Annotated in this window: 18 protein-coding genes and 1 pseudogene; 14 read left to right on the top strand and 5 right to left on the bottom strand. The window is 64.8% G+C overall.

Annotated features, from left to right (window positions below):
- The first annotated feature begins 152 nt into the window (after positions 1–152).
- On the top strand, positions 153–1,991 hold the full coding sequence (locus NLM33_RS14500; RefSeq protein WP_254096712.1) for an ATP-binding protein: 1,839 nt from the start codon (positions 153–155) through the stop codon (positions 1,989–1,991).
- A gap of 212 nt (positions 1,992–2,203) precedes the next feature.
- Here NLM33_RS14500 and NLM33_RS14495 read toward each other — a convergent pair whose 3' ends face one another.
- Positions 2,204–3,397, bottom strand: a complete 1,194-nt coding sequence (locus NLM33_RS14495) for a urate hydroxylase PuuD (protein ID WP_254096711.1) — start codon at positions 3,395–3,397, stop codon at positions 2,204–2,206.
- Positions 3,398–3,630: 233 nt separating this feature from the next.
- Here NLM33_RS14495 and NLM33_RS14490 point away from each other — a divergent pair, with 233 nt between their 5' ends.
- On the top strand, positions 3,631–4,926 hold the full coding sequence (locus NLM33_RS14490) for a sorbosone dehydrogenase family protein (protein WP_254105796.1): 1,296 nt from the start codon (positions 3,631–3,633) through the stop codon (positions 4,924–4,926).
- Positions 4,927–4,986: 60 nt separating this feature from the next.
- On the opposite strand, the gene NLM33_RS14485 is transcribed toward NLM33_RS14490, so the two are convergent.
- Positions 4,987–5,463, bottom strand: a complete 477-nt coding sequence (locus NLM33_RS14485; protein WP_254096710.1) for a MarR family winged helix-turn-helix transcriptional regulator — start codon at positions 5,461–5,463, stop codon at positions 4,987–4,989.
- Between the two features lie 157 nt (positions 5,464–5,620).
- Here NLM33_RS14485 and NLM33_RS14480 point away from each other — a divergent pair, with 157 nt between their 5' ends.
- From NLM33_RS14480 to NLM33_RS14465, 4 genes are read left to right on the top strand one after another with little or no spacing between them, the layout of a single operon-like run.
- A complete protein-coding gene (locus tag NLM33_RS14480; protein WP_254096709.1) occupies positions 5,621–6,151 on the top strand; it encodes a flavin reductase family protein in 531 nt (176 codons plus the stop codon).
- Between the two features lie 17 nt (positions 6,152–6,168).
- Positions 6,169–7,401 carry an acyl-CoA dehydrogenase family protein gene (locus NLM33_RS14475; protein WP_254096708.1) on the top strand — a complete coding sequence of 411 codons (1,233 nt, stop codon included), beginning with the start codon at positions 6,169–6,171 and terminating at the stop codon, positions 7,399–7,401.
- A 24-nt stretch (positions 7,402–7,425) separates the two neighbouring features.
- Complete coding sequence (locus NLM33_RS14470) at positions 7,426–8,442, top strand: amidohydrolase family protein (RefSeq protein ID WP_254096707.1); 1,017 nt, start codon at positions 7,426–7,428, stop codon at positions 8,440–8,442.
- A gap of 46 nt (positions 8,443–8,488) precedes the next feature.
- Positions 8,489–9,865: an MFS transporter gene (locus NLM33_RS14465; protein WP_254096706.1), complete on the top strand. Its 1,377-nt coding sequence runs from the start codon at positions 8,489–8,491 to the stop codon at positions 9,863–9,865.
- A gap of 40 nt (positions 9,866–9,905) precedes the next feature.
- Here the strand turns inward: NLM33_RS14465 and NLM33_RS14460 are convergent, their stop codons facing one another.
- On the bottom strand, positions 9,906–10,706 hold the full coding sequence (locus NLM33_RS14460; protein ID WP_254096705.1) for an SDR family NAD(P)-dependent oxidoreductase: 801 nt from the start codon (positions 10,704–10,706) through the stop codon (positions 9,906–9,908).
- Between the two features lie 256 nt (positions 10,707–10,962).
- On the opposite strand from NLM33_RS14460, the gene NLM33_RS14455 reads away from it, so the two are divergent.
- Genes NLM33_RS14455 through cyoD form a run of 4 tightly spaced genes read left to right on the top strand, consistent with a single transcriptional unit; the run spans position 10,963 to position 14,813 of the window.
- Positions 10,963–11,796: a cytochrome ubiquinol oxidase subunit II gene (locus tag NLM33_RS14455; RefSeq protein WP_254096704.1), complete on the top strand. Its 834-nt coding sequence runs from the start codon at positions 10,963–10,965 to the stop codon at positions 11,794–11,796.
- Positions 11,786–13,786 carry a cytochrome o ubiquinol oxidase subunit I gene (gene cyoB / locus NLM33_RS14450; RefSeq protein WP_254096703.1) on the top strand — a complete coding sequence of 667 codons (2,001 nt, stop codon included), beginning with the start codon at positions 11,786–11,788 and terminating at the stop codon, positions 13,784–13,786. Before NLM33_RS14455 ends, cyoB begins: the two co-directional genes overlap by 11 nt.
- Entirely contained in the window at positions 13,786–14,427 is a 642-nt protein-coding gene (locus NLM33_RS14445) for a cytochrome (ubi)quinol oxidase subunit III (RefSeq protein ID WP_254096702.1), read from the top strand. The genes cyoB and NLM33_RS14445 overlap by 1 nt, the downstream gene beginning before the upstream one ends.
- A complete protein-coding gene (gene cyoD / locus NLM33_RS14440) occupies positions 14,424–14,813 on the top strand; it encodes a cytochrome o ubiquinol oxidase subunit IV (RefSeq protein WP_254096701.1) in 390 nt (129 codons plus the stop codon). Before NLM33_RS14445 ends, cyoD begins: the two co-directional genes overlap by 4 nt.
- A gap of 76 nt (positions 14,814–14,889) precedes the next feature.
- Here the strand turns inward: cyoD and NLM33_RS14435 are convergent, their stop codons facing one another.
- The gene (locus NLM33_RS14435; protein WP_254096700.1) at positions 14,890–15,678 is read right to left on the bottom strand and encodes a thermonuclease family protein; all 789 of its coding nucleotides are present in this window, start codon (positions 15,676–15,678) and stop codon (positions 14,890–14,892) included.
- Between the two features lie 197 nt (positions 15,679–15,875).
- Here NLM33_RS14435 and NLM33_RS14430 point away from each other — a divergent pair, with 197 nt between their 5' ends.
- The 4 genes and pseudogenes from NLM33_RS14430 (at position 15,876) to NLM33_RS14415 (ending at position 20,661) form a co-directional block, all read left to right on the top strand.
- A complete protein-coding gene (locus NLM33_RS14430) occupies positions 15,876–17,474 on the top strand; it encodes a GMC family oxidoreductase (RefSeq protein WP_254096699.1) in 1,599 nt (532 codons plus the stop codon).
- A gap of 9 nt (positions 17,475–17,483) precedes the next feature.
- On the top strand, positions 17,484–17,933 hold the full coding sequence (locus NLM33_RS14425; protein ID WP_254096698.1) for a hypothetical protein: 450 nt from the start codon (positions 17,484–17,486) through the stop codon (positions 17,931–17,933).
- A 72-nt stretch (positions 17,934–18,005) separates the two neighbouring features.
- Positions 18,006–18,863, top strand: a pseudogene (locus NLM33_RS14420) (S1C family serine protease); the annotation flags it as partial.
- A gap of 73 nt (positions 18,864–18,936) precedes the next feature.
- Complete coding sequence (locus tag NLM33_RS14415) at positions 18,937–20,661, top strand: FAD-dependent oxidoreductase (RefSeq protein ID WP_254096696.1); 1,725 nt, start codon at positions 18,937–18,939, stop codon at positions 20,659–20,661.
- A gap of 158 nt (positions 20,662–20,819) precedes the next feature.
- On the opposite strand, the gene NLM33_RS14410 is transcribed toward NLM33_RS14415, so the two are convergent.
- Positions 20,820–24,296 carry an indolepyruvate ferredoxin oxidoreductase family protein gene (locus tag NLM33_RS14410; RefSeq protein WP_254096695.1) on the bottom strand — a complete coding sequence of 1,159 codons (3,477 nt, stop codon included), beginning with the start codon at positions 24,294–24,296 and terminating at the stop codon, positions 20,820–20,822.
- Between the last annotated feature and the right edge of the window lie 81 nt (positions 24,297–24,377).

The raw sequence follows: 24,377 nt of genomic DNA, 5'->3' as shown, positions 1-24,377 counted from the left end.
AAAGCCGAATGATCAACTCCGAAGCCGGAGTAACATGCGGAGAATATTGAGTTTCCGGCTCCCCAATGCGGGCCGGTCCATGCTATTATTCTAGCCATGCTCTGGCGTTGGCGCCAGAAGATGCGCCTGCGAGCATGGAAGACTTAACGCCAATGTCAATCCTTGCTTCGGGCCATATCTTGCGGTGGTTTGCACGACCGCTGATCCCAGTGGTTGCGGGGCTCGTCATTCTGCTCGCCGTGATCGGGGTTCTCGGCCTGCGCTATTGGCGCGATCGGCAGACGCTCAATGTTTCGCTCACCCACAGCCGCAACGTGTTCGAGACGTTCGATCGTCTCAAAGCGAACATCGCCGATCTGGAAGCCGAAAGGCACGGGTATCTGCTCACCCTCGATCCCGCCTATCTGAAGGCTTACGGCGTCTCCGACGAAAGCGTGCGACGGCAGGCTGAGGCGCTCCAGGCGCTCGTCGCGAACGACCCGTTGCAGAGCCTGCGCGCTGAACATCTTGCCTTGACCCTTTCGGCGAAGCTCAAGGAGATCGATGACATCGTCAAGACGGCGGCGCGCGAATCGGGGCTGGCGGCACTGGCAATGATCCGCGGCATGGAGGACATCCGGTCGCAGATCGACCTGATGGTCGATCAGGAACGGCTCCTCCAGGTGGATCTCGACAAAGCCGCCGATGAACTCGAGCAGCGCAGGACCCGGATCACCATCGCGGCTGTCGTCTTCGTCGTCGCCCTGGCCGGCGCCGCGCTGGCGCTGGCGCGCATCGAAGCGAGACGGCGGCGGATGGCGACCGAGGAGAACGTCCAGCTCCAGAGCGATCTGCTGGCGCGCGACAGCAGGATCCGGCGCCTGTTCGATTCCGACATCATCGGCATCATCATCTGGGATCTGGAAGGCCGTATCTTCGAGGCCAATGACGCCTTTCTCCGCATCGTCGGGTACGACCGGGAGGACCTCGCTGCCGGTCGCCTGCATCGCAGGACCCTGACGCCAACCGAATGGCACGAATACGATGCGCAGCACGTTGCCCAGCTTGAGCGGATCGGGACCGTCCAGCCGTTCGAGAAGGAGTATTTTCGCAAGGATGGCAGCCGCGTGCCTGTCCTGATCGGCGGTGCGATGTTCGAGGAAGACAATAGCCAGGGCGTCGGCTTCGTCCTCGATCTCAGCGAGCTCAAGCGGGTGGAGGCCGAGGCCCGCGAGAGCGAGCGACGCTACCGCGAGGCCCTGATGGAGCTCGCGCATAGCAATCGCGTCACGACCATGGGCGAGCTGACCGCCTCGATCGCCCACGAAATCAGCCAGCCGATCGCCGCCACCGTGGCGAACGCGCGGGCCGGATTGAACTGGCTCGGCGCCCGGCCGCCGAATCTGGACGAAGTCGGGCAGACGCTGGGCTGGATCATCAGCGACGGTATGCGCGCCAGCGAGATCATCAGCCGGATCCGTGCCCTCATCAAGAACGCGCCGCCGCAGATGGAGGACCTGGAGATCAATCAGCTGGTGCGCGAGGTCATGACCTTGACACACAGCGAAGTGCTGAAACACGACGTCACGGTGCGGACGCAGTTTGCCGACGGCTTGCCGCCCGTTCAGGCGGACCGGGTTCAGCTCCAGCAGGTCGTTCTCAACTTGATCATCAATGCCGTCGAGGCGATGAGCCACGTCCGCGAAGGCGCGCGCGAGCTGTTCATCTCCACCGGCAGGAACGAGACGAACGGTGTCGTTATCAGCGTGCGGGATACCGGCCCGGGGCTCGATCCAAAGAGCGTGGGCCGCGTGTTCGAGCCGTTCTACACCACCAAGGCCGAAGGCATGGGGATGGGGCTCGCCATCTGCCATTCGATCATCGCGGCACATGGCGGGAAGATGTGGGCCGGCGAGAACGAACCGCGAGGGGCGGCGTTCCAGTTCACTCTGCCGTTCGCCCAGGAGACCGCGCGCATCGGAAGGGCCGCTCCGGCGCCGGCGTTGAGCTGAAGCTCCGCGGCCAAATGACGTAAGTTCGCCCGGCTACACGGCCGTCTGATGCTCTCGTGCGAACGCGCCGCCCAAACTGACTTAAAGGCCGACCTGTGGCCGCACGGGTTCCCTATCTACGCCGGACGGGCGCTCAAGTCATTTTGAAATGGTCTGCGATTACGGAATATCCTTCCGCAAAACGTCGCATGGACGCGTCACTGCGATTGGCGTCAGCGATCGGTCTGCGTGATATAGGCGGCCAGCACCGCGCGTTCCTCACCCGTCATTTCCGTGATGTTGCCGGGTGGCATCGCGCTCGACCATGCAGCGACGCGTCCGATCAACCTGATATTGCGCTGAATGTGCTCGGGGGCATCGAGCAGGATGCCCTTTGGCGCGGTGACGATGCCGGCCCACACGGGCTCTGTGGCATGGCACATGCTGCAGCGGGACATCACGATCTCCTCGACATTGGCAAGCGTCGGCTGCGCGGCAAGCGCGCCTGTCTTCACCTCGCGCGGGCCGGCGGCGGAGAGAAAGCCGATCGCGATCACGCCGACCGCTGCGACGCCCCACACCCACCACGGCGATTTGCGGCCCGCATGGCGCTCGTTGAAGAAGTGCCGGATCACCGGCCCCAGCGCCAGCACGATCGCGACGATGATCCAGTTGAAGCGGGTCGCATAGAGCAGGGGATAGTGGTTGCTGATCATCAGCACGACGACGGGGAGCGTCAGATAGTTGTTGTGGACCGAGCGCTCCTTGCTGGTCTTGCCGAGCTTGGGATCGGCCGATTGTCCCGCGATCAGGCTGGCTACGATCTTCTTTTGGTTCGGGATGATCACCGCAAAGACGTTGGCGACCATGATGGTGCCGATGATCGCGCCGATCTGGTTGAACGCGCCGCGGCCGCTCAGCACATGCGTGAAGGCATAGGTCAGCGCGACCAGAAATAGATAGCCGCCGATCGCAAAGCCGAGCTCGCGCTGGGCAAGGCCGGTGCGGCAGGCGATCTCGTAGAGCAGCCAGGCCAGCGCAAGGCTGCAGAAGCTGAACAGGCCTGCCTGGATCGGCGTGAGGTCGAGGATCGACTTGTCGACCAGGAAGAGGTCGGCGTCGAGATAATAGACTACCACCATCAGCGCGAAGCCGGAGAGCCAGGTGGTGTAGGCCTCCCATTTGAACCAGGTGAGCTCCTCCGGCATCTGGCTTGGGGCCACCAGATATTTCATGATCCGGTAGAAGCCGCCGCCATGCACCTGCCAGGCTTCGCCCTGCACGCCGTCAGGCAGGTCGCGCTTCGGTTTCAGGCTGAGATCGAGGTGGATGAAATAGAAGGAGCTGCCGATCCACGCGATCGCGGCCACCACATGCAGCCAGCGCAACAGCAGGCTCGCCCATTCCGAGATGATGGATCCCCACATGCTCACCCCATCCGTCGCGACCTCGATGCCGCAGCTTTGATGACCGCAACCGGCGGCCGCGCCCTTACAATGTGTCGCACCGATGGACGGGATTTTCCAGCAGGACGGTGTTACGCATTGCACATCCTGCGGGCATGAGCTGATGTGCGATTCGGCACTCGAAGGCTGCGGAGGAACTCGTGACGAAGCATCCTGGACGTCCGGCCAAGCCCACATTGACGTCCGCACTGTTCATGGCTGTCATCGGTACCACCGCGTCGGCAGAACCCGTGCTGCAAGGCAAGGACGCCTTCGGAAGCTGGCAAGCGGACAAGCCCGGCACCGTCAGGCTGATCCGGCCGCAGGATCTTCCGGCGCCGGGTGCGTCGCGATCGGTCGCCAATGCCTCGTCCGTGGTGGCGCGGCCCGCCGAAGCGACGCCGCTCGTGCCAGAGGGCTTCAAGATCGAACTGCTCGCCGAGGGCCTGTCCGGTCCCCGCATCCTGCGCGTCGCGCCGAACGGCGACATCTTCGTCGCGGAGACGCGGGCAGGGCGCATCCGCGTGCTGCGCGCAGACGGCGCGAAGATCGTGGCGAATGAGATCTTTGCCAGCGCCCTGAGCCGTCCGTTCGGCATCGCCTTCTTCCCGAACGGCGACAGTCCGCAATGGGTCTATGTCGCCAACACCGACAGCGTCGTCCGCTTCGCCTATCGCAGCGGCGACCTCAAGGCATCCGGCAAGCCGAAGACGGTGGTCGCGAGTCTTGCGCACGGCACCGGCCATTCCACCCGCGACATCGTCTTCACGCCGGACAACAAGCGTATGTTCGTGTCGGTCGGTTCGGCCGGCAACGCCGGCGAGGGCATGGGCAATCCGCCCGGCGGCATCGAGGCGTGGTCACGCGCGCACGCCCTGGGCGCACCCTGGGGCTATGAGGCGGAGCGCGCGGCCGTGCTCGCCTTCGATGCGGACGGCAAGAACAGAAAGCTCTACGCCACCGGCATCCGCAACTGCGTGGGCCTCGCCATTGAGCCGCAGAGCGGCGTGCCCTGGTGCTCGACCAACGAACGCGACGGCCTCGGCGACGATCTCGTGCCGGACTACGTGACGAGTGTGCGGGAAGGCGCGTTCTATGGCTGGCCGTGGTTCTATATCGGCGCCAACGAAGACCCGCGCCACGCCGGTGCGCGGCCGGACCTGAAGGACAAGGTCACGATTCCCGACGTGCTGCTCCAGCCGCACTCTGCCTCGCTCGGCATGACGTTCTACCAGGGCACTGGTTTCCCGGCCGAGTATCAAGGCGACGCCTTCGCCGCCGAGCACGGCTCCTGGAACAGGTCCAAGCGCACCGGTTACAAGGTCATCCGCATCAGGATGAAGGACGGCAAGCCGACCGGTGAGTACGAAGACTTCGTCATCGGCTTCGTCGTCAACGACAACGACGTCTGGGGCCGGCCGGTCGGTGTCGCGGTGGCGAAAGACGGCGCGCTGCTGATCTCGGAAGACGGCAGCGGCACCATCTGGCGCGTGACGAGCCTGCCGCGCTGACGGTGCAACCCTCGCCCCTTACAAGGGAAGAAGGGAAGAAACGTGCGAATCGATCGAGGCCTATCGCTTCGACGTCTTTGGACGTGCCTCCACCTCCTTGATCTCGGGCTCCAGCGTGCCGAGGCTCCGATAGATCTCCGCGAGCGTTGCCTTCAGGTCGGCGACACCTTTGGCGGAAAAATCGTGCACCGCGACCGCCTCGAAATGAACGGCGATCGGGATCAGTTGCTCCACGAGTGCCTTGCCCTTGGCGGTCAGATTGATCGCAACGGTTCTGGCATTGTCCTTCAGCCGTGTGCGCGTCACGAGGCCCTTGCGCTTCATCGCGCCGATCAGCCGCGAAAGCGTCGAGATCTCGATCGAGGTCATCGCCGCGAGATCGCCGAGCCGCTGGTCGCTCAACTCCCAGAGCGCCGCCATGACGCGGTACATCGGCAGCGTCACGTCGTAGCCGGCGATGCGCCGGGAGAACAATTCGCCCATCCGGACGCCGACCCTGTTGAGCAGATAGGGAAGTGAATTGGTGAGCTGGTACAAAGCCTTGCAACCTGTCTTGCCGCAAATATTGCGTTCACACTAACCGATTCAACCTGCGTCATCCACGACAAAATTTGCATTTGCAAATTTCTATTTGACATTCATTTGCGTATGCAAATATTGTCATTGAAATTGATAATCGATGGAGGGACGGACGATGTCGTCGACATCCGAGGAGCTGCGGGCGTCCTTCAGGCTCGCAATGCGGCGCTTTCCCGCCGCGGTTTCGGTCATCACCTCCGCCGACGAGACGCGCCGCCATGGCATGACGGCCACCGCCGTCACCTCGCTCTCGCTCGATCCGCCCTCGCTGATCGCCTGCATCAATCGCTCGACGCTGCTGCACGACATCATGCTGACCGGGCGCCATTTCTGCGTGAACGTTCTGCGCAAGGACCAGGCCGAGCTGTCGTCAGCGTTCAGCGGCGCGGTGCCGCCGGAGGCGCGCTTCGCGCTCGGGAGCTGGCTGACATCCTCGCACGGGCTGAACTATCTCGCGGATGCGCAGCTCAACGTGTTCTGCCGCAAGGTCGCCGCGGTGCCCTATGGCACGCACACGATCTTCATCGGCGAGGCCGAGATGGTGCACGTTCGCGATCCGATCGAGCCGCTGATCTATCAGGACGCGACCTACTGCGTCTCGGTTGCGCGCGACGAACCGGCCGGCGCGCGCGCCGCAAGCCACTGACACGAGGGAGAACGACCATGGCGACGGCAGCACAGTTGAAAGAGCAGGGATGGCCGCGGGTCCAGCGTCCCTCGCTTGCGGAGTTGAAGGCGAAGCTCGCGACGGTAACGGCCGCGATCAAGGCCGCCGCGCAAGCAACCGAGACGGCTTGCCGCGTGCCGGCCGAGAACATCGCGGCGCTCCGCGCCATCGGCTATTTCGACATCGTCAAGCCCGCGATGTTCGGCGGCTACGAGCATGATTTCGATGTCCTGGTCGCGCTCAATATCGAACTTGCGAAACATTGTGCATCGACCGCCTGGGTCGGCGGCCTGCTTGCCGCGCATCAATGGCTGATCGCGAGCTTTCCGGAGGAGGCCCAGCGCGACGTCTGGGGCGAGAATCCGGACGCGCTCGCTTGCGGCTCCTATGCGCCCGCAGCGAAAGCGCTGAGCGTCGATGGCGGGTATCGCCTGAGCGGCCGGTGGTCGTTCGCGAGCGGCTGCGACAATGCGCAATGGTCGCTGTGCGCGGCCCTGCTGCCGTCGGCCGCCGCTGCCAATCAACTGACGCCCGCCTTCCTCCTCGTTCCGGCCTCTGACTATGTGATCGACAATACCTGGAACGTCGTCGGTCTCGCCGGCACCGGTAGCAAGACGCTGGTGCTCGACAACGTCTTCGTGCCGACGCACCGGGTGCTGCGCTTTGCGGAGACCACGAGCGGGCAGACGCCCGGTGCCGCGCTTTACGTGGAGAATACCGGCTTCTCCGTTCCGATGCTCTGCAACATCCCGTCGTGTCTGGCGTCCACGGCGGTCGGCGCCGCCGCCGGCGCGCTGGAGGACTATCTCGATCGCACCGCCAAGCGTGTCACGCGCGGCGCGGTTGCGGGGAGCAACAACAAGATGGCGGAGTTCCCCACCATCCAGTTGCGCGTCGCGGAAGCTGCTGCATCGGTCGACGCTGCGCGCGAGGTGCTGCTGCGCGATCTCCGCGACCGCGTGGCCTCGCTCCGTGCGGGGCAGCCTGTGACCGTCGAGGACCGCATCACCAGCCGGCGCGGCCAGGCCTTCGCGGTGAGCCTCGCCATTCGCGCGGCCGAAGCGCTCAATGCATCGACCGGCGGGCTGGGTCTCGATCTCTCGAACCCCGTGCAGCGGGCGTGGCGCGATGCCAACGCCGTCGGCCGCCACATCAGCATGAATTGGGATGCCGTCGGCACCATGTACGGGCAGATGGCGCTCGGGCTGCCGCCGCAGGGCCAATACTGAAGCAACCAGCACAGCGAGGAAACCATGCAGGGCAAGATCGCGCTCGAAGAGCATTTCGCCATCCCCGACACGTTGATGGACTCGGCGGGCTTCGTGCCGGAGAGCTATTGGCCGGAGCTGAAGAGCCGGCTCATGGACATCCAGGAACGGCGCATCGCCGAGATGGACCGGCATGGCATCGAGACCATGATCCTGTCGCTGAATGCGCCGGCGGTGCAGGCCATCCCCGAGACCGCAAGAGCGGACGAGATCGCGCGGCGTGCCAACGACTATCTCGCCGAGCAGGTGGCGAAACGGCCCTCGCGCTTCCAGGCCTTTGCCGCGCTGCCGATGCAGGATCCGGAGTTGGCCATCGCCGAGCTCGATCGTTGCGTCACGACGCTCGGCTTCCGCGGCGCGCTCGTCAACGGCTTTTCCCAGATCGTCGGCGCCGCTGCGCCCGCCTATTACGACCTGCCGCAATACTGGCCGTTCTGGGCCAAGGTCGAGGAGCTCGGCGTTCCCTTCTATCTGCATCCGCGCAACCCCTTGCCGGAGGCTTCCCGGATCTATGACGGTCATCCCTGGCTGCTCGGGCCGACCTGGGCATTCGGGCAGGAGACCGCGGTGCACGCCTTGCGCCTGATCGGCTCCGGCCTGTTCGATGCCTATCCGAAACTCCAGATCGTGCTCGGCCATATGGGCGAGGGGTTGCCCTACAGCATGTGGCGGATCGATCATCGCAACGGCTGGGTGAAGGCGCCGGCGAAACACAAGGCGAAGCGCAAGATCCGCGACTATTTCAATTCGAATTTCCATCTCACGACGTCAGGCAATTTCCGCACGCAGACGCTGATCGATGCGATCCTGGAGATCGGCGCCGACCGCATCCTGTTCTCGGTCGACTGGCCGTTCGAGAATGTCGACCATGCCGCGGACTGGTTCGATGCCGCCAGCATCAGCGAGACCGATCGGCTCAAGATCGGACGCGGCAATGCGGCGAAGCTGTTCAGGCTCGACCCGCCAGGCGCCGCGCAAGACTTCAACCAAGCCGCGGAATAAGCGGCCTCACCTAACAACAAATCGAATCAGGGATGGGAGGAACGTGATGGCAGATCACGGGATCGACGTGCATGAGGAGCTTGCCGAGGCCAGGGTCAGCGGCTTTCATTTGCGCCTCGGCGCGATCATGGGCTTGCTGACGTTGTTTGACGGCTACGACACGTTCAATCCGGCCTATGTCATTCACTACGTCGCCGGTCCCTGGGGGCTGAAGCCCGGTCAGGCCGGCCTGTTGATCTCGAGCGGGCTGATCGGGTTTCTCATTGGCGCCGCCGCGCATGGCATCGTCGCAGACCGGTTCGGCCGGCGCGGCACGCTGCTGGGCGGATTGTGGATCACCAGCGTGTTCACGCTGCTGACCGCGTTGTTCGCCGATTCCTTCCTCTCTTATTGCGGCCTGCGACTGTTGACCGGGCTTGGGCTCGGCGTGCTGCTGCCCCTCGCCACCACTTACATCAACGAGCTCGCGCCGCGCCGCGTCGCCAACACCTTTGCGCTCTGGGGCGTCGCGCTGGGCTGGGCGCTCGGCGGCACGGCTGCCGGACTGGTCGGGGTGTTCGCGACCCCTGTCTTCGGCTGGAAGGTGCTGTACTGGATCGGCTCGCTGTCCTTCCTGCTCCTGCCTTTCCTGCACGTGCAACTGCCGGAATCGCCGAAGTTCCTCGTGCTCAGGGATCGCTCGCAGGACATTCGCGCGCTGCTCAGCCGGTTGCGGCCGGAGCGGGCCGCGCTTTATGCGACCGCGGAGATCTCCGTCGTGCGCGCGGCGGAGACGCGCAATCCCGTCGCCATCCTGCTCTCGGCGCGCTACCGGCGCACCACGCTGGCGATCTGGATCTCGGCGTTCCTCAGCCTGTTCTGCATCTTCGGCCTGACCGGCTGGATACCGACCGTAATGATGCAGCGTGGCGAGACGTTCTCCGCGAGCTTTGGTTTCGGCGCGATCATGCAGATCATGTCGTTCCTCGGCGGACTGGCGCTCGGCAGCCTGATCGATCGCGCCGGCCGGAGCCGGAGCTTGATCGCCCTCTGGTGGGCGGTCGGCGGCGTGGCCGTGCTCGCGCTGGTCGCGTTCAACACGCATGCGGTGAACATTGCGGCCGTTGCCTTGTCCGGCTTCTGCATCATCGGCGCGCAATTCGTCCTGAATAACTTTACGGCGGTCTCCTACGAGACCAGCGTGCGCGCCACCGCCGTCGGCATGGAGCTCGCGGTCGCGCGCGTCGGCGCGATCCTCGGGCCGGTGGTTGCGGGCGCGCTCCAGCAGGTCTACCAGAGCCCGGTGCCGATGTTCGTGTCGATCGGCATATCGGCGATCGCCGCCGGCGCGATCATCCTGTTCGCCCGGCGTCCGCTGGCCGAGCAGAGCAGCCTGGTCAACGAGGGCAGGGCGGTGTCGGAGGTCGTTCGCTCAACCTCGTGACCCGCGCCTCGTAGGAACGGGGAGAGAGAGAGGAGGAAGCTCACCCTCTGATCACGCTCGCGCCGCCGTCCACCGGCAGAGTCACGCCGGTGATGAAGTTCGCTTCGTCCGAGGCGAGGAACAGGGCCGCGTTGGCCACGTCCCAGGCGGTGCCCATCTTCCGGCGCAGCGGCACCTTGCTGTCGCGCTCGGCTTCGACTTCGGCTCGCGTCTTGTGCCATTCGCGGGCGCGGGTGTCGACGGCCATCGGCGTGTTCATCAGGCCGGGCAGGATGACGTTGGCGCGGATGCCGTATTCGGCGTTCTGGTAGGCGAGCTGCTCGGTGAAGGCGATCATCGCCGACTTCGTCGCCTTGTAGGCGACGTAAGGATAGGTGGTGATCGCGGCCATCGAGGAGATGTTGATGATCGCGCCGCTCTTCTGCGCGCGCATGATCGGGATCACCTCCTTTGCTGCGAGGATGCAGCTCTTCAGGTTGATGGCGACGACGCGGTCGAATGCCTCTTCGGTCAGCTTCAGGAGCTCGGCGTCGCCGCCACCAAGACTGACGCCGACATTGTTGTGCAGGATATCGATCCGTCCCCAGCGCGCCTGCGCGTCCGCCACCATCGCCTTGATGTCGGCAGTCCTGGTCACGTCGGCCTTGAAAGCCGCGGCCGTGCCTTGGCTCGCCGCGATCATCGCGACGGTCTCCCGTGCTGATTCGAGATTGTGATCGACGCAGACGACCTTCGCGCCCTCGCGCGCAAACGTCAGCGCGGTGGCACGGCCATTGCCCATGCCCTCGCCGGGGCTTTGCCCGGCCCCCACCACGATGGCAACCTTGTCCTTCAAGCGCATGACGTTTTCTCCCTGCTTTTTCATCACGATAGCAATGGTGACGCTGCGAGAGAAGAGTGTTCGTCGGCCACGCCAGGGCGCCGAAGGAGCATTCCTCTACAACACCTGCATGGCTTGATTGCCCTAGAGGACTGTGCGGGCTCGGCAATGACTTTGCCGTCCCGTCGGAACCGACTTCACATGATCTTCGTTTGTTGGCGGAACCTGTCCGCGCTAGGTTCTCCCCGGGGGCTCCCCAACCGCCAGTGGCTTGCCGATGAATCTGCTCGATCCACAAGGGCCTGTTGCTGTTGCCAACAGTACGATTCTCGTCGATTCCGTTTTCATCATGCTGACGATCGTGGTGCCGACGATCGTCGCCATTCTCGGCTTCGCCTGGTGGTTTCGCGCCTCTAATCCCCGCGCGCAGTATCAACCCGACTTCGTCTATTCCGGCCGCGTCGAAATGGTGGTGTGGGCGATCCCGGCGCTCACCGTCATCCTGCTCGGCGGCGTTGCCTGGATCGGCTCGCACCAGCTCGATCCGCGGGCGCCGGTGCCGGGCACCGGCAGCCCGGTGCGCATCCAGGCGGTGTCGCTCGACTGGAAATGGCTCTTCATCTATCCCGACCAGCGTATCGCGACCGTCAATTCGCTGACGGTGCCGGCGGGCGCCGAGCTGAATTTCCAGCTGACGTCGTCGAGCGTGATGAACGTGTTCTTCATCCCGCAGCTCGGCAGCATGATCTACACCATGAACGGCATGGTGACGCGGCTCAATTTGCGCGCCGACAATGAGGGCAAGCTCCAGGGCCTGTCGGCGCATTTCTCCGGCGACGGCTTTCCCGAGATGATGTTCGACGTCAACGTGATCTCGCCGCTCGCCTTCCCGGACTGGGTGGCGAGCACGGCGAAGTCCGACCAGGTGCTGAACGAGGACAGCTACAAGAAGCTGATGCAGCAGTCCGTCGAGCGGGGCAGGCCGACCTATCGGCTCGAGGATCCCCGCCTGTTCGACATGATTGCAACTCAGCACATTCCGCCGGGGCCCGGCCCGCAACTGACCTCGAGTGCCGGGCGGCCACACAGTGGAGTTCACGATGCTCGGTAAGCTCGATTGGTCTGCGATCCCGTTCGACCAGCCGATCCCGCTGATCGCCGGCGGCGTGGTGCTGGTCGGGATCTTCGCGGTGCTGGCCTGGGTCGTGGTCAAGGGACATCTGCCCTATCTCTGGCACGAATGGATCACCAGCGTCGATCACAAGCGCATTGGCGTCATGTACATCCTGCTCGCTTCCGTGATGCTGCTGCGCGGCGGCAGCGATGCCATCATGATGCGGATCCAGCAGGCGGTCTCCTACCAGTCGCAAGGCTATCTGCCGCCGGAGCACTACAATCAGATCTTCTCGGCCCACGGCACCATCATGATCTTCTTCGTGGCGATGCCGTTCGTGATCGGCCTGATGAACCTCGTCGTGCCGCTGCAACTTGGCGTGCGCGACGTCGCCTTTCCGACGCTGAATTCGGTCGGTTTCTGGCTGACCGCGACTGGCGCGCTGCTAGTCAACGTCTCGCTCGTGGTCGGCGAATTCGCACGCACCGGCTGGCTTGCCTTTCCGCCGCTGTCGGGATTGACCTATTCGCCGGGCGTCGGCGTCGACTACTACGCCTGGTCTCTTCAGATCTCCGGCGTCGGCACGCTGGTCGCCGGCATCAACCTCGTGACCACCGTGCTGAAGCTGCGCACCAGGGGTATGAACTATCTGCGCATGCCGATGTTCTGCTGGACGACGCTGGCCTCGAACCTGCTGATCGTCGCAGCCTTCCCGATCCTTACCGCCACGCTCGCGATGCTGCTGCTCGACCGCTATCTCGGCTTCCACTTCTTCACCAACGAAGCCGGTGGCAACGTCATGATGTTCATGAACCTGATCTGGGCGTGGGGACATCCGGAGGTCTACATCCTCGTTCTGCCGGCCTTCGGCATCTACTCGGAGGTGGTGTCGACCTTTTCCGGAAAGCCGCTGTTCGGCTACCGCTCCATGGTGCTCGCCACCATGGCGATCTGCGTCATCTCCTTCATGGTCTGGCTGCACCACTTCTTCACGATGGGCGCAGGTCCCGACGTCAACGCCATCTTCGGCATTGCCAGCATGATCATCGCGGTGCCGACGGGGGTGAAGATCTACAACTGGCTGTTCACGATGTATGGCGGCCGTATCCGCTTCGCGACGCCGATGCTTTGGTCCGTCGGCTTCATGGTAACCTTCATCATCGGCGGCCTGACGGGCGTGCTGGTCGCCGTGCCGCCGGCCGACTTCATGCTGCACAACAGCATGTTCCTGGTCGCGCATTTCCACAACGTCATCATTGGCGGCGTGCTGTTCGGCGCCTTCGCAGGCTTCGAATACTGGTTCCCGAAGGCGTTCGGCTTCCGCCTCGACGAACGTTGGGGCAAGGCGGCCTTCTGGTTCACCTTCACCGGCTTCTGGATCACCTTCATGCCGCTCTATATCGTGGGCATGCTCGGCATGACGCGGCGCATGCAGCATTACGACGTCGCGGCCTGGCGTCCCTGGATGTTCGTGGCCGCGATCGGCATGGCCGTGCTGTCGATCGGCGTGATCTGCCAGGTCATGCAACTCGTCGTCAGCATCCGCAACCGCGAAGCCTTGCGTGACCGCACCGGCGATCCCTGGGACGGCCGGTCGCTGGAATGGGCGACATCGTCGCCGCCGCCGGTGTTCAACTTCGCCTTCTATCCGGACGTGCGCGGCGAGGACGCCTATTGGGAGATGAAGGCAAAGGCCAAGCAGCAGCAATTCGAGCACGCCGAGCCCGAATATCAGAACATCGAGATGCCCCGGAACTCGCCGACCGGCTTCGTCTGCGCCTTCTTCGCCACCATCATGGGCTTTGCGTTGATCTGGCACATCTGGTGGATGGTGATTGTGGGTGTGATTGGCGCGTGGGCGACCTTCGTCGTTTTCGCCTGGCGCGACCATGACGAATACGTCATTCCGGCCGCCGAAGTCGCGCGCATTGACCGTGCCAATCTCGAAGAACGGCGCAATCTCGTCAGCCTCGCAGGGACTGTCTAATGGCAATGACCGCAACCGTCGGGCACGCGCATGCCGACCCGCATCACATCGGGCTCGTGGTTGAGCATCCCGGGCCGGCGTCGAAGCGGATCGTGACCGCCTACGGTTTCTGGGTCTTCCTGCTCTCCGACATCGTGATGTTCTCCTGCTTCTTCGCAGCCTATGCGGTGCTGGTTGGCCAGACCGCCGATGGGCCGAAGGGCTCGGAGATTTTCGAGCAGCGGAACGTGGCGATCGAGACGGTCTGCCTGCTGCTGTCGAGCTTCACCTGCGGCATGGCGAGCATCGCAGCCGACGTCCGCAACCGGCTCTGGTTCTATCTCGGCATGGCCGTGACCTGCGTGCTGGGCCTTGCGTTCCTCACCATCGAGTTCCGCGAATTCGCCGACCTGGTTTCCCGTGGTTATGGACCCTCGCGCAGCGCGTTCCTGACCGCGTTCTTCTCGCTCGTAGGGTGCCACGGCCTGCACGTCACGGCCGGCGTGCTGTGGCTTCTCACCATGATGGCCCAGGTCTTCGCCAAGGGCTTTCGTGCCGACATCCTGCGCCGCATGACGTGTTTTGCGCTGTTCTGGCACGCGCTCGACATCATCTGGGTCGCGGTCTTTTCGGTCGTCTATCTGCTTGGAGGCGCGCCATGAGCGATCTGTCACAGCATGGCGTCCACGAGCACGACCTCGCGCCCGGCGAGGAAGAGCAGCATAGCGTCGGCACCCGAATCATCGGCTACGTCGTCGGCCTGGTCCTTGCCCTCCTGCTCACGGCAACGTCGTTCTTCATCGCCGGCACGAACCTCGTCTGGCAACCCTCCATCCCCGTCGCCATCATCGTGCTCGCGATCGCCCAGATGGGCGTGCATCTCGTGTTCTTCCTGCACATCACCACCGGCCCCGACAACACCAACAACGTGCTGGCGCTGGCGTTCGGGCTGCTGATCGTCGTCCTGGTGGTCGGCGGCTCGGTCTGGATCATGTCGCATCTGAACGAGAACATGCCGGCGATGGACCAGATCATGCGGATGCAGTGAGCGCGTGAGGGGAGCAGGCTGTCTCCTCTCCCTCTCCCCGTTCTTACGGGGAGAGGCGAAAGACGCGCCGCTCAGCTCACTTCGGCCGCCGGCAGTTATACGCCTTGCGGAAGCCCGCGGCTAACGCGTCGTCCTCCGAGCAAAACCAGCGGTCCGGCTTCGTCGTCGCCGGATAGCTCGGGCAGCCCCGCAGATGATAGATGCCGATGTTGCCGGTGACGCGCGCGCGCACCGCGAGCTTGCCCTTGATGCTGCAGTTCGGCGGCATGGTCAGCTCGTCCGGAAACAGCACCGTGCGGATCTCCTTGTCGCGGTCGGAGCGGCAGGCGGCGCCGAGCAGCGCGCCGTCCTTCTTGCCGGTGCGGAATTCCTGCGGTGCAACAAAGCAGCCCTTCCAGATGCCGGCCGAATTCGTCTTGGCCTCGGCGGCGGCCGGCTTGACGTTCGCCTTGATCGGCTCGCGCGCGACGGCAAAGCCTAGGCGGACGAGCTGCTCGTTCAGGCTCGCCTTGTCGCCCTCGGCCGTGCAGATGGCGCGGTGACGCTTGCCAAAGCTCTTCTCCGGCCCGACATCGTCGCAGCGTACGTTGCGGCCGTCGATCAGCTTCGCAAGCTGATCGCGCGCCTCCAGCCCGCAGGTCCAGGGATCGGCGTGGTCGTCGATGCAGACCTGGTCCAGTTCCGGCGCGTCGACACCGTCCAGCCGGTAGGTCGCGTCGCCGAGCTGGATGGAGTTGCCATCCCGCACCGTTGCACTGGCCGTTAAGGCGAAGCCAGGCCCGGTATCGGCGACGCAGCCGAGGATAGCGAGAAACAAGACAAGCGCGGCAGCGCGGGCAGCGGCAAAGGAATTTTGGAAGGTCATACGTTCTCGCTATCGATTTGCTCTTTCGCGAGGGTTCTCTAGCATCTCGACATTGCAACACCAATGGTCTGCGCCCAGCGAAGCCTGACATTCGTCCGCTGCGGCTTTACTCGCCGGCTGCTCTGACCCTATCGTTTGACGCTGCACGCAAGGCTCAATCGCCCGGGAAGCGGCGAGGGCGGGAGGATGACTTTGGCATGAACGATCCCGTGGACGTCTTGATCATCGGCGCCGGTGCCTCCGGAGCCGCGGTCGCCTGGTCCCTCGCCGAGACCAAGATGCACATCCTCTGTCTCGAGCAGGGCGATTGGATGAAGCCGTCGGATTATCCGAGCACCGGCCGGGATTGGGAAGCCAGGTTCTACGGCGAATGGTCGACCAGTCCGAACATCCGTGGCCGGCCCGAGGACTATCCGATCAACGACGACAACTCCCCGATCAAGGTCGTCAATTTCAACGCGGTCGGCGGCTCGACGGTGATGTACACCGCGCACTGGCCGCGGCTGCATCCCTCCGATTTCAGGGTGAAGACGCTGGACGGCGTCGCCGACGACTGGCCGATCGACTACGACACGCTGGTGCCGTTCTTCGAGGAGAACGACCGGATCATGGGCACATCGGGCCTGTCAGGCGATCCGCTCTCGCCGCTGACCCATCCGCCGATGCCGCCGCAGCCGCTCGGGCTTTCCGGTCCCCTCGTCGCCAAGGCCATGAACAAACTCGGCTGGCACTGGTGGCCGTCGGATACGACGGTCGCGACGATGGACTACGAGGGCAGGGCGCGCTGCATCAATCTCGGCCATTGCACTCCGGCCTGCGCGCAAGGCGCCAAAGCTTCGACCGACATCACCTATTGGCCGCACGCGATCCGCGCCGGCGTCGAGCTGCGTACCCACTGCCGCGTCCGCGAGATCACGACTGACGAGAACGGCATGGCCTCGGGCGTCGTCTATTACGACAAGGACGGCGTCGAGCAGTTCCAGGGAGCGCATGTCGTCATCATCGCCTGCAATGGCGTCGGCACGCCGCGACTTCTGCTGAACTCGGCCTCAGGCCTTTTCCCGAACGGGCTTGCCAATTCATCAGGCCTGGTCGGCAGGAACCTCATGTTCCACCCTTACGCGCAGATCTACGGCTATGTCACGGAGCCGACTGACAGTAATCGCGCGCCGCCGACCTGCCTGTGGAGCAAGGAGTTTTACGACACCAACCTGTCGCGCGGCTTCGTCCGCGGCTACGGCGTCCAGTTCGTGCGCGGCGCAGGACCGGTGTTCGAGGCGGTCGTGAGCGAGCAGAATGGTATTCTGCCCTGGGGTGCGGATCATCACCGCGTGTTCCGCAAGCTCAACGGCCATCGGCTGGGGTTCTCCGCGATCTGCGAGGACCTGCCTGAAGAGCACAATCGGGTCACGCTCGATCCCGTCCTGACGGACAGCCACGGCATTCCCGCGCCGAGGATCGACTACACCATCAGCGAGAACAGCCAGAGGATGATGGGGCATGCGCTGGCCCGCGGCCGGGAGTTTCTCGAAACCGCGGGGGCCACGGACATCTGCGTCAACAGTCCGATCCCCTGGGGCGGCTGGCATCTGCTCGGCACCGCGCGGATGGGCACCGACCCCGAGCGCTCCGTGGTCAATGAATGGGGCCGCTCGCACGATGTCAAAAACCTGTTCATCGTCGACGGCAGCGTCTTCGTCACCTCGGGCGGTGTGAACCCGACCTCGACCATCCAGGCCATCGCGCTCTACGTCGCCGACCAGATGAAGCAGCGCCTCGCCAATCTCTTCGACTAGAGGATCGCCATGCCAAATCAGCTCACCCTCACGCCGCGGCAGCGCCAGGACCTGCGCACCATTGCGGCCATGATCATCCCGGCGAGCGAGGAGTACCGCGTGCCCGGGGCGGATGATGGTCTCATCCAGGCCGACATCCTCGCGACCCTCGGCCGCGATACCAAGCCGGTGGCCACGGCGCTCGATCATCTCGCCCGCCTCGCCGGCATGCCGCTCGCCGAGCTCGATGCCGGCGCGCGCGATGGTGTTGCCCAGACTTTCCGCGCTGATGGGGGTGCCCCGGCGGCAACCCTCGTCCGCGTCGTGTTGCAGTGCTACTATCGCGATGACCGGGTGCTGCGCTCGCTCGGGCTCGAGCCGCGCGCGCCTTTCCCCAAAGGGCACGTGCTGGAAGACGGCGATTGGTCGCTGCTCGACCAGGTCAAGGCCCGAGCTCACACGATGCGTCAGGTCAGTTAAGCAGTTCGTGAAGAGCGGGCGACTTGCATTATAAGTCCGAGGTAACCATCTGACGCGCGAAGGAAATTCGCCATGTTAGATTTCACCTCAGATCTCAGCGGTGGCAGCTTGTCATCGCAAGCCGTCCCATCCACGCCAGTCGACGACCAGCACCTGCTCGATGCCTATTCCAATGCCGTGATCGGCGTGACGGAAAGGGTCGGGCCCGCTGTGGTCCGCGTTGAGACCGGACCAAAGGTGCCGAACGGCCGCGAGCGCGGCGGCCTCGGCTCCGGCATCGTGATCTCGCCGGATGGCCTGGTGCTCACCAACAGCCACGTCGTCGGTTCGTCCAAGGAGATCCGGCTGCGGGATATCGAGGGCCATGTTGGCGATGCCCGTGTGCTCGGCGTCGACCCCGACACCGACCTTGCGCTCCTGCGTGCCGACGGGGTCCGCGACCTCCGCTACGCCGCGCTCGGCAATTCGAAGGGCTTGCGGCGCGGCCAGCTCGTGATCGCGATCGGCAATCCCTTGGGATTCGAGTCCACCGTGACCGCCGGCGTGGTCTCCGCGCTCGGACGCTCGATCCGCTCGGTGAGTGGCCGGACGATCGAGGACGTCATCCAGACCGACGCCGCGCTCAACCCCGGCAATTCCGGCGGGCCGCTGGTCTCGTCGAATTCCGAGGTGATCGGCATCAACACCGCCATTATCAGCGGCGCGCAGGGCATCTGTTTTGCGGTTGCGAGCAACACCGCGCAATTCGTGCTGTCGGAGATCATCCGCCACGGTTACGTCCGCCGCGCCTATATCGGCGTCGCCGGCCAGACCGCCCCGATCCCGCGGCGCCATGCGGTGCTCGCCGGCGTCGAGAACAAGATGGGCGCGCTGCTCGCCCAGATCGAGCCGGACGGGCCGGCGGCAAAGGCAGGGCTGCTCCCGGGCGACGCAAAAAAATAGAGCGCGGGACAGGCAGGGCGAGGTATGACGGGAGCATGCCTCGGTCCCGGAAATTTGCCGCATGATGCCGGCGCATGAGACCTACGACGTCATCGTGATCGGCGCCGGTGCCGGCGGCATGACGGCGGCGGCCGTCGCGGCCGCCGAGGGCCTGCGTGTTCTGGTGATCGAGAAGACCGCGTTCGTCGGCGGCACGACGGCCTGGTCCGGCGGCATGGTCTGGATCCCGGCCAATGGCAAGATGAGAGAGGCGGGGCTCCCCGACAGCGTCACCGATGCCGTCCAGTACCTCGCGAGCACCGTGCCCGAGCTTGCCAATGCGGGCTTGCGCGCCGCATTCCTTGCGCGCGGGCCGGAGGCCATTGCCTATCTCGAAGCCAACACCGAAGTTCACCTCCAGCCGGTGATGGCCTATCCCGACTACTATCCGGAGCGGCTGGGCGCCACCGCGGGCGGGCGCGTGCTGGAGCCGGTGGTGTTCGATGGCACCAAATTGGGCCCCAGTTTCGCTCGGCTGCGGCCGCCGCTGCCGGAGTTCACGTTGCTCGGCGGCATGATGGTCAACCGGCTCGACATCCCGCACCTGCGCAAGTTCGGAAAGTCGGTCCGCTCGACGCTGCGCTCGCTGCATCTGATCTCGCAATATGCGCTGCAGCGGCTTCGCAGCCCACGCGGCACGACGCTGCATCTCGGCAACGCGCTTGCGGCGCGGCTCTACGCTTCGCTGCTGGCACGGCAGGTCGAAATCCTCTTCAGCACGGATGTCGCGGACCTCGTCGTCGAAGGTGGCCGTGTCAACGGCGCGACCATCCGCCATGGCTCGCGCGACCGCGTGATCGCGGCGCGCCGCGGCGTGGTTCTCGCAACGGGCGGCTTCTCGCACGATGCGCCCTTGCGCAAGCGCTTCTTTCCCGCTGCCGCGGGATATGTCTCGGCGACCACGCCCGCCGGCACCGGCGATGGACTCCGGCTTGCGACCGCAGGCGGAGCCGCGCTGAATACGGAAGCCGCGAGCCCGGCCTATTGGGTGCCGGCCTCGCTGTTCCGCCGCGCCGACGGCAGCCGCGGCGTGTTCCCGCACACGGTGACCGACCGCGCCAAGCCGGGCGTGATCGCCGTCAACGCGGTGGGGCGCCGCTTCGTCAACGAGGCGCTGTCATACCACGAGTTCGTGCTCGGCATGCTCCGCGACGGTAATCGCGAGCCTGATCGGCCATTCTACCTGATCTGCGACCGCAACTTCCTGTGGACCTACGGCCTCGGCCGCATCAAGCCCTTCACCTGGAATTACCGCCGCTACGGCAGAAGCGGCGAACTGGTTGAGGCCAAGAGCATTGAGCAATTGGCGGAGAAGATCGGCGTCGCGCCGTCCTCGCTCGCCGCGACCATCGCCGACTACAACGCCCATGCGCACGAGGGCCGCGATCCCGAATTCGGCCGCGGCAGCACCATCTATCAGCGCCATCTCGGCGATATCAGCCACAAGCCCAATCCGTGCGTCGCGCCGGTCGCCCGCGCGCCGTTCTTCGCACTTCGCATCTACCCCGCCGATCTCGGCACCGCCATCGGCATGAAGGTCGACGCCCACGCCCGCGTGCTGCGCGAGGACGGCACGCCGATCGCCGGCCTCTACGCCTGCGGCAACGACATGGGCTCGATCATGAACGGCAACTATCCGGGCGCGGGCATCACGCTAGGCCCGGCGCTGACGTTCGGGTACATCGCGGGACGGCATCTGGCGGAGGGTCTAACCGTCGCGCCAAGCGTCGCCACGGCGTTGGTCTGACCATCCCCCCGCTGTCATACCCCGCGAAAGCGGGGCATCCAGTACGCCGCGGCCTCTCCGTATTCGTCACTGCCTCCGGAATACTGGATCGCCCGCCCCAGTGCGCAATTGCGCACAAGGCGGGCGATGACGGTTGAGAATGCGGCGCGCCCGTCTACTTATTCCGCTGCCGCCGCAAAGCGGCTGTTTTCGAGCTCCGCCTCCAGCCGTGCCTTCTCGGCTTCCGCCTGCTTGATATTGCCTTCCTTCACGTGCCCGAAGCCGCGAATGGTCTCCGGCACGCGCGCGAGCCGCGCCAGTAAGGGAATCTGTTCCGCTGTGAGCCCCGCGAACTGCTGGTCGATCATTGCAACATAGTCTTCGACGAGCTTCCGTTCCGTCTTGCGCTCCGTGGTGCGGCCGAACGGATCGAACGCGGTGCCGCGCAAAAACTTCAGCCTTGCCAGCATGCGGAAGGCGTGGGTCATCCAGCCGCCATATTCCTGCTTCTGCAAATGCCCGGTCCCCTTGTCGCGCCGTGCGAAGATCGGCGGTGCCAGATGGAATTTGAGCGTGAAGTCGCCGTCGAATTTTTCGGCGACCTTTTTGGCGAAGCTGCCGTCGGTGTAGAGCCGCGCGACCTCGTACTCGTCCTTGTAAGCCATCAGCTTGAACAGGTTCTTCGCCACGACCTCGGTCAGCTCGGTGGATGCTGGCGCGGCAGCTGTCTCCGCCCTGCGCACTTTGGCGACGGTAGCGAGATAGCGGTCCGCGTAAGCCCTGTCCTGATAGTTGGTCAAAAACTCCGCACGCGTCGCGACGATCTCGTCGAGCGATCTGGCCGGTGCGCTCGCGCGGCTCTTGAACTGGAGCACGCTGCGCACGCGTGCGATGTCATGCGCGGCCAGGCGTCCCCAGGTGAAGGCGAGCTTGTTCATCTCGACCGCGGCGCCGTTGATCTCTATGGCGCGGAGCAGCGCCTCCAGCGACAGTGGAATGGCGCCCTTCTGGAAGGCGAAGCCGAGCATGAAGGGATTGGTTGCGATGGAATCGCCCATCAGGCTCGCGGCAATGCCGGTGGCATCGACGATATCGAGATTCTTGTCGCCGACCGCATCGCGCAGCATGGTCTGCATCGCGCCCATCTCGAAATCGAGATCGGGGTTTTGCACGAAGCTCGCGGTCGGTTGCAGGTCGGCGTTGATGAACGCCTTGGTCACGCCGCGCTCGGCACGGCTCAGCGCCGTGGGACCTGCCGAGACGATCATGTCGCAGCCGAGGATGACGTCGGCGCCGCCGGTCGTGATGCGCACCGCTGAGATGTCCTCCGGCTTCGGCGCGATGCGGACATGGCTCATCACCGCGCCGTTCTTCTGCGACAGCCCGGTGAAGTCGAGTGCGGAGCAGCCCTTGCCGTCGACATGAGCGGCCATGCCGAGCAGCGCGCCGATGGTGATGACGCCGGTGCCGCCGATGCCGGTCACGAGGATGTTGTAGGGACCATCCAACTCGCGCGCGGGCGGCAGCGGCAGATCGGCGAACAACTGCCCGGAATCGACCGCCGAGGTCTTGATGCGCTTGAGCGTGCCGCCGTGCACGGTGACGAAGCTCGGGCAAAAGCCTCCGACGCAGGAATAGTCCTTGTTGCAGTTCGACTGGTCGATCTGCCGCTTGCGGCCGAACTCGGTCTCCAGCGGCTGCACCGAGACGCAGTTGGAAGCCTGGGAGCAGTCGCCGCAACCTTCGCACACGAGCTCGTTGATGAAGGCGCGCTTATGCGGATCGGGATAGAGCCCGCGCTTGCGGCGGCGGCGCTTTTCCGCAGCGCAAGTCTGGTCGTAGATGATGACGGTGAGGCCCTCGATGTCGCGCAATTCGCGCTGGATTGCATCGAGCTCGCGGCGGTGATGGACGCTCGCGCCTTGCGGGAAGTAGTTTCCGGCCGGGTATTTCGTGGGATCGTCCGAGACGATCGCGAGGCGCTTGACGCCCTCGGCCCAGACCTGGTGCGCGATCTGCGCGACGTTGAAACCGCCTTCGGCCGGCTGGCCGCCGGTCATCGCCACCGCGTCGTTGTAGAGGATCTTGTAGGTGATGTTGATGCCGGCGGCGGACGCGGCACGAAGAGCGAGAAGCCCCGAATGCGTATAGGTGCCGTCGCCGAGATTCTGAAAGATGTGCTTTTCGCTGGTGAAGGGCGATTGCCCGATCCAGTTCACGCCCTCGGCACCCATATGCGAGATCAGGTCGGTGCGGCGGCTCGGCATGCTCAAGGCCATGCCGTGACAGCCGATGCCGGCCATGGCGCGGCTGCCTTCGGGCACGCGGGTCGAAGAGTTGTGCGGGCAGCCCGAGCAGAAGAACGGCGTGCGCGAAAGCTTGATCGGCGCGTTCGCGGTGACGGGATTGTCGAAGGCTTCGAGCCGCGCCAGCCGCTGCTCGAGCAGGGGGCTTTGATGGCGGAGGCGCCGCAGCCGCGCGACCAGCGCGGAGGCAACCATGGTCGGCGTCAGCTCGCCTTCGCTCGGCAGCAGCGGCGCGCCGCTCTCGTCGCGCTTGCCCGCGATGGTCGGGCGCCTTGACGCATCGACGTTGTAGAGGATGCGCATGAGCTGGTCCTCGATGAAGCCGCGCTTCTCCTCGACGACGAGCACGTCCTGAAGACCTTCGGCGAAGCGCCGCGCGCCGCTTTCCTCCAGCGGCCAGGTCATCGCCACCTTGTAGATGCGCAGGCCAAGGTCCATCGCGTCCTTGTCGGTGATGCCGAGATCGGCGAGCGCCTGCCGCAGGTCGAGATAGGCCTTGCCGGTCGCGAGAATGCCGAGCCGCGCGGGCTTCGAATCCAGCACGATGCGGTCGAGCTGGTTGGCGCGGGCGAACGCCTTCACCGCCTCCATCTTGGGGCCGAACAGGCGCCTCTCCGCCTCCAGCGGCGGATCGGGCCAGCGGATGTTGAGGCCGCCGTGCGGCATCTCGAAATCGTCAGGGATCTTGATCCGGATGCGCGCGGGGTCGCTGTCGATCGAGGCCGAGCTCTCCACGGTCTCGCCGATCGCCTTGAAGCCGACCCAGCAGCCGGAAAAGCGCGACAGCGCAAAGCCGTAGAGGCCGAGGTCGAGATAATCCTGCAAGGTCGCGGGGTTGATCACGGGGATCAGCGCCGCGGCAAACACCTGCTCGCTCTGATGCGCCAGCGTCGAGGACTGACAGCCGTGATCGTCGCCGGCGAGCGCCAGCACGCCGCCATGGCGCGAGGTGCCGGCGGAGTTCGCATGCTTCAGCGCGTCGACCGAGCGGTCGACGCCGGGGCCCTTGCCGTACCAGATGCCGAACACGCCATCGACCTTGGCGCCGGGGAACAGGCCGACCTGCTGGCTGCCCCACACCGCGGTCGCCGCCAGATCCTCGTTCAGGCCGGGGACGAAAGCGATGTCGTGCTTTGCGAGGTGTGATTTTGCGCGCCACAGCGCGTGGTCGTACATGCCGAGCGGTGAGCCGCGATAACCCGAGATGAAACCGCCGGTGTTGAGGCCCGCCAGACGGTCGCGTTCGCGCTGCAACATGGGAAGACGGACCAGGGCCTGCGTACCGGACAGGTAGATCCGCTTCGATTCGAACCGGTATTTGTCCTCCAGCTCGACCTGCAACAGCGTCATCTCGTTCTTCCCTTTTCTTGTTCCGGCTGGAGGAATTGCGCCGCGGGAGGGGATTTGCGAAGCAGCTTGTTGCAGTCAAGA

The organism is Bradyrhizobium sp. CCGUVB1N3 (assembly GCF_024199925.1).
In the GTDB taxonomy this organism is placed as follows: Bacteria; Pseudomonadota; Alphaproteobacteria; order Rhizobiales; family Xanthobacteraceae; genus Bradyrhizobium.
The sequence above is the reverse complement of the archived record's forward strand: the minus strand, read 5'-3'. Positions and strand labels throughout refer to the sequence as shown.

What these genes read in the sequence shown, in the direction of transcription:
- NLM33_RS14410 (WP_254096695.1), bottom strand. Translation starts at nt 24,296, where the DNA reads ATGACGCTGTTGCAGGTCGAGCTGGAGGACAAATACCGGTTCGAATCG.
- NLM33_RS14425 (WP_254096698.1), top strand. Translation starts at nt 17,484, where the DNA reads ATGCCAAATCAGCTCACCCTCACGCCGCGGCAGCGCCAGGACCTGCGC.
- NLM33_RS14480 (WP_254096709.1), top strand. Translation starts at nt 5,621, where the DNA reads ATGTCGTCGACATCCGAGGAGCTGCGGGCGTCCTTCAGGCTCGCAATG.
- NLM33_RS14430 (WP_254096699.1), top strand. Translation starts at nt 15,876, where the DNA reads ATGAACGATCCCGTGGACGTCTTGATCATCGGCGCCGGTGCCTCCGGA.
- NLM33_RS14500 (WP_254096712.1), top strand. Translation starts at nt 153, where the DNA reads ATGTCAATCCTTGCTTCGGGCCATATCTTGCGGTGGTTTGCACGACCG.
- NLM33_RS14460 (WP_254096705.1), bottom strand. Translation starts at nt 10,706, where the DNA reads ATGCGCTTGAAGGACAAGGTTGCCATCGTGGTGGGGGCCGGGCAAAGC.
- NLM33_RS14465 (WP_254096706.1), top strand. Translation starts at nt 8,489, where the DNA reads ATGGCAGATCACGGGATCGACGTGCATGAGGAGCTTGCCGAGGCCAGG.
- NLM33_RS14445 (WP_254096702.1), top strand. Translation starts at nt 13,786, where the DNA reads ATGGCAATGACCGCAACCGTCGGGCACGCGCATGCCGACCCGCATCAC.
- cyoB (WP_254096703.1), top strand. Translation starts at nt 11,786, where the DNA reads ATGCTCGGTAAGCTCGATTGGTCTGCGATCCCGTTCGACCAGCCGATC.
- NLM33_RS14415 (WP_254096696.1), top strand. Translation starts at nt 18,937, where the DNA reads ATGATGCCGGCGCATGAGACCTACGACGTCATCGTGATCGGCGCCGGT.
- NLM33_RS14490 (WP_254105796.1), top strand. Translation starts at nt 3,631, where the DNA reads ATGGCTGTCATCGGTACCACCGCGTCGGCAGAACCCGTGCTGCAAGGC.
- NLM33_RS14495 (WP_254096711.1), bottom strand. Translation starts at nt 3,397, where the DNA reads ATGTGGGGATCCATCATCTCGGAATGGGCGAGCCTGCTGTTGCGCTGG.
- NLM33_RS14475 (WP_254096708.1), top strand. Translation starts at nt 6,169, where the DNA reads ATGGCGACGGCAGCACAGTTGAAAGAGCAGGGATGGCCGCGGGTCCAG.
- cyoD (WP_254096701.1), top strand. Translation starts at nt 14,424, where the DNA reads ATGAGCGATCTGTCACAGCATGGCGTCCACGAGCACGACCTCGCGCCC.
- NLM33_RS14470 (WP_254096707.1), top strand. Translation starts at nt 7,426, where the DNA reads ATGCAGGGCAAGATCGCGCTCGAAGAGCATTTCGCCATCCCCGACACG.
- NLM33_RS14435 (WP_254096700.1), bottom strand. Translation starts at nt 15,678, where the DNA reads ATGACCTTCCAAAATTCCTTTGCCGCTGCCCGCGCTGCCGCGCTTGTC.
- NLM33_RS14455 (WP_254096704.1), top strand. Translation starts at nt 10,963, where the DNA reads ATGAATCTGCTCGATCCACAAGGGCCTGTTGCTGTTGCCAACAGTACG.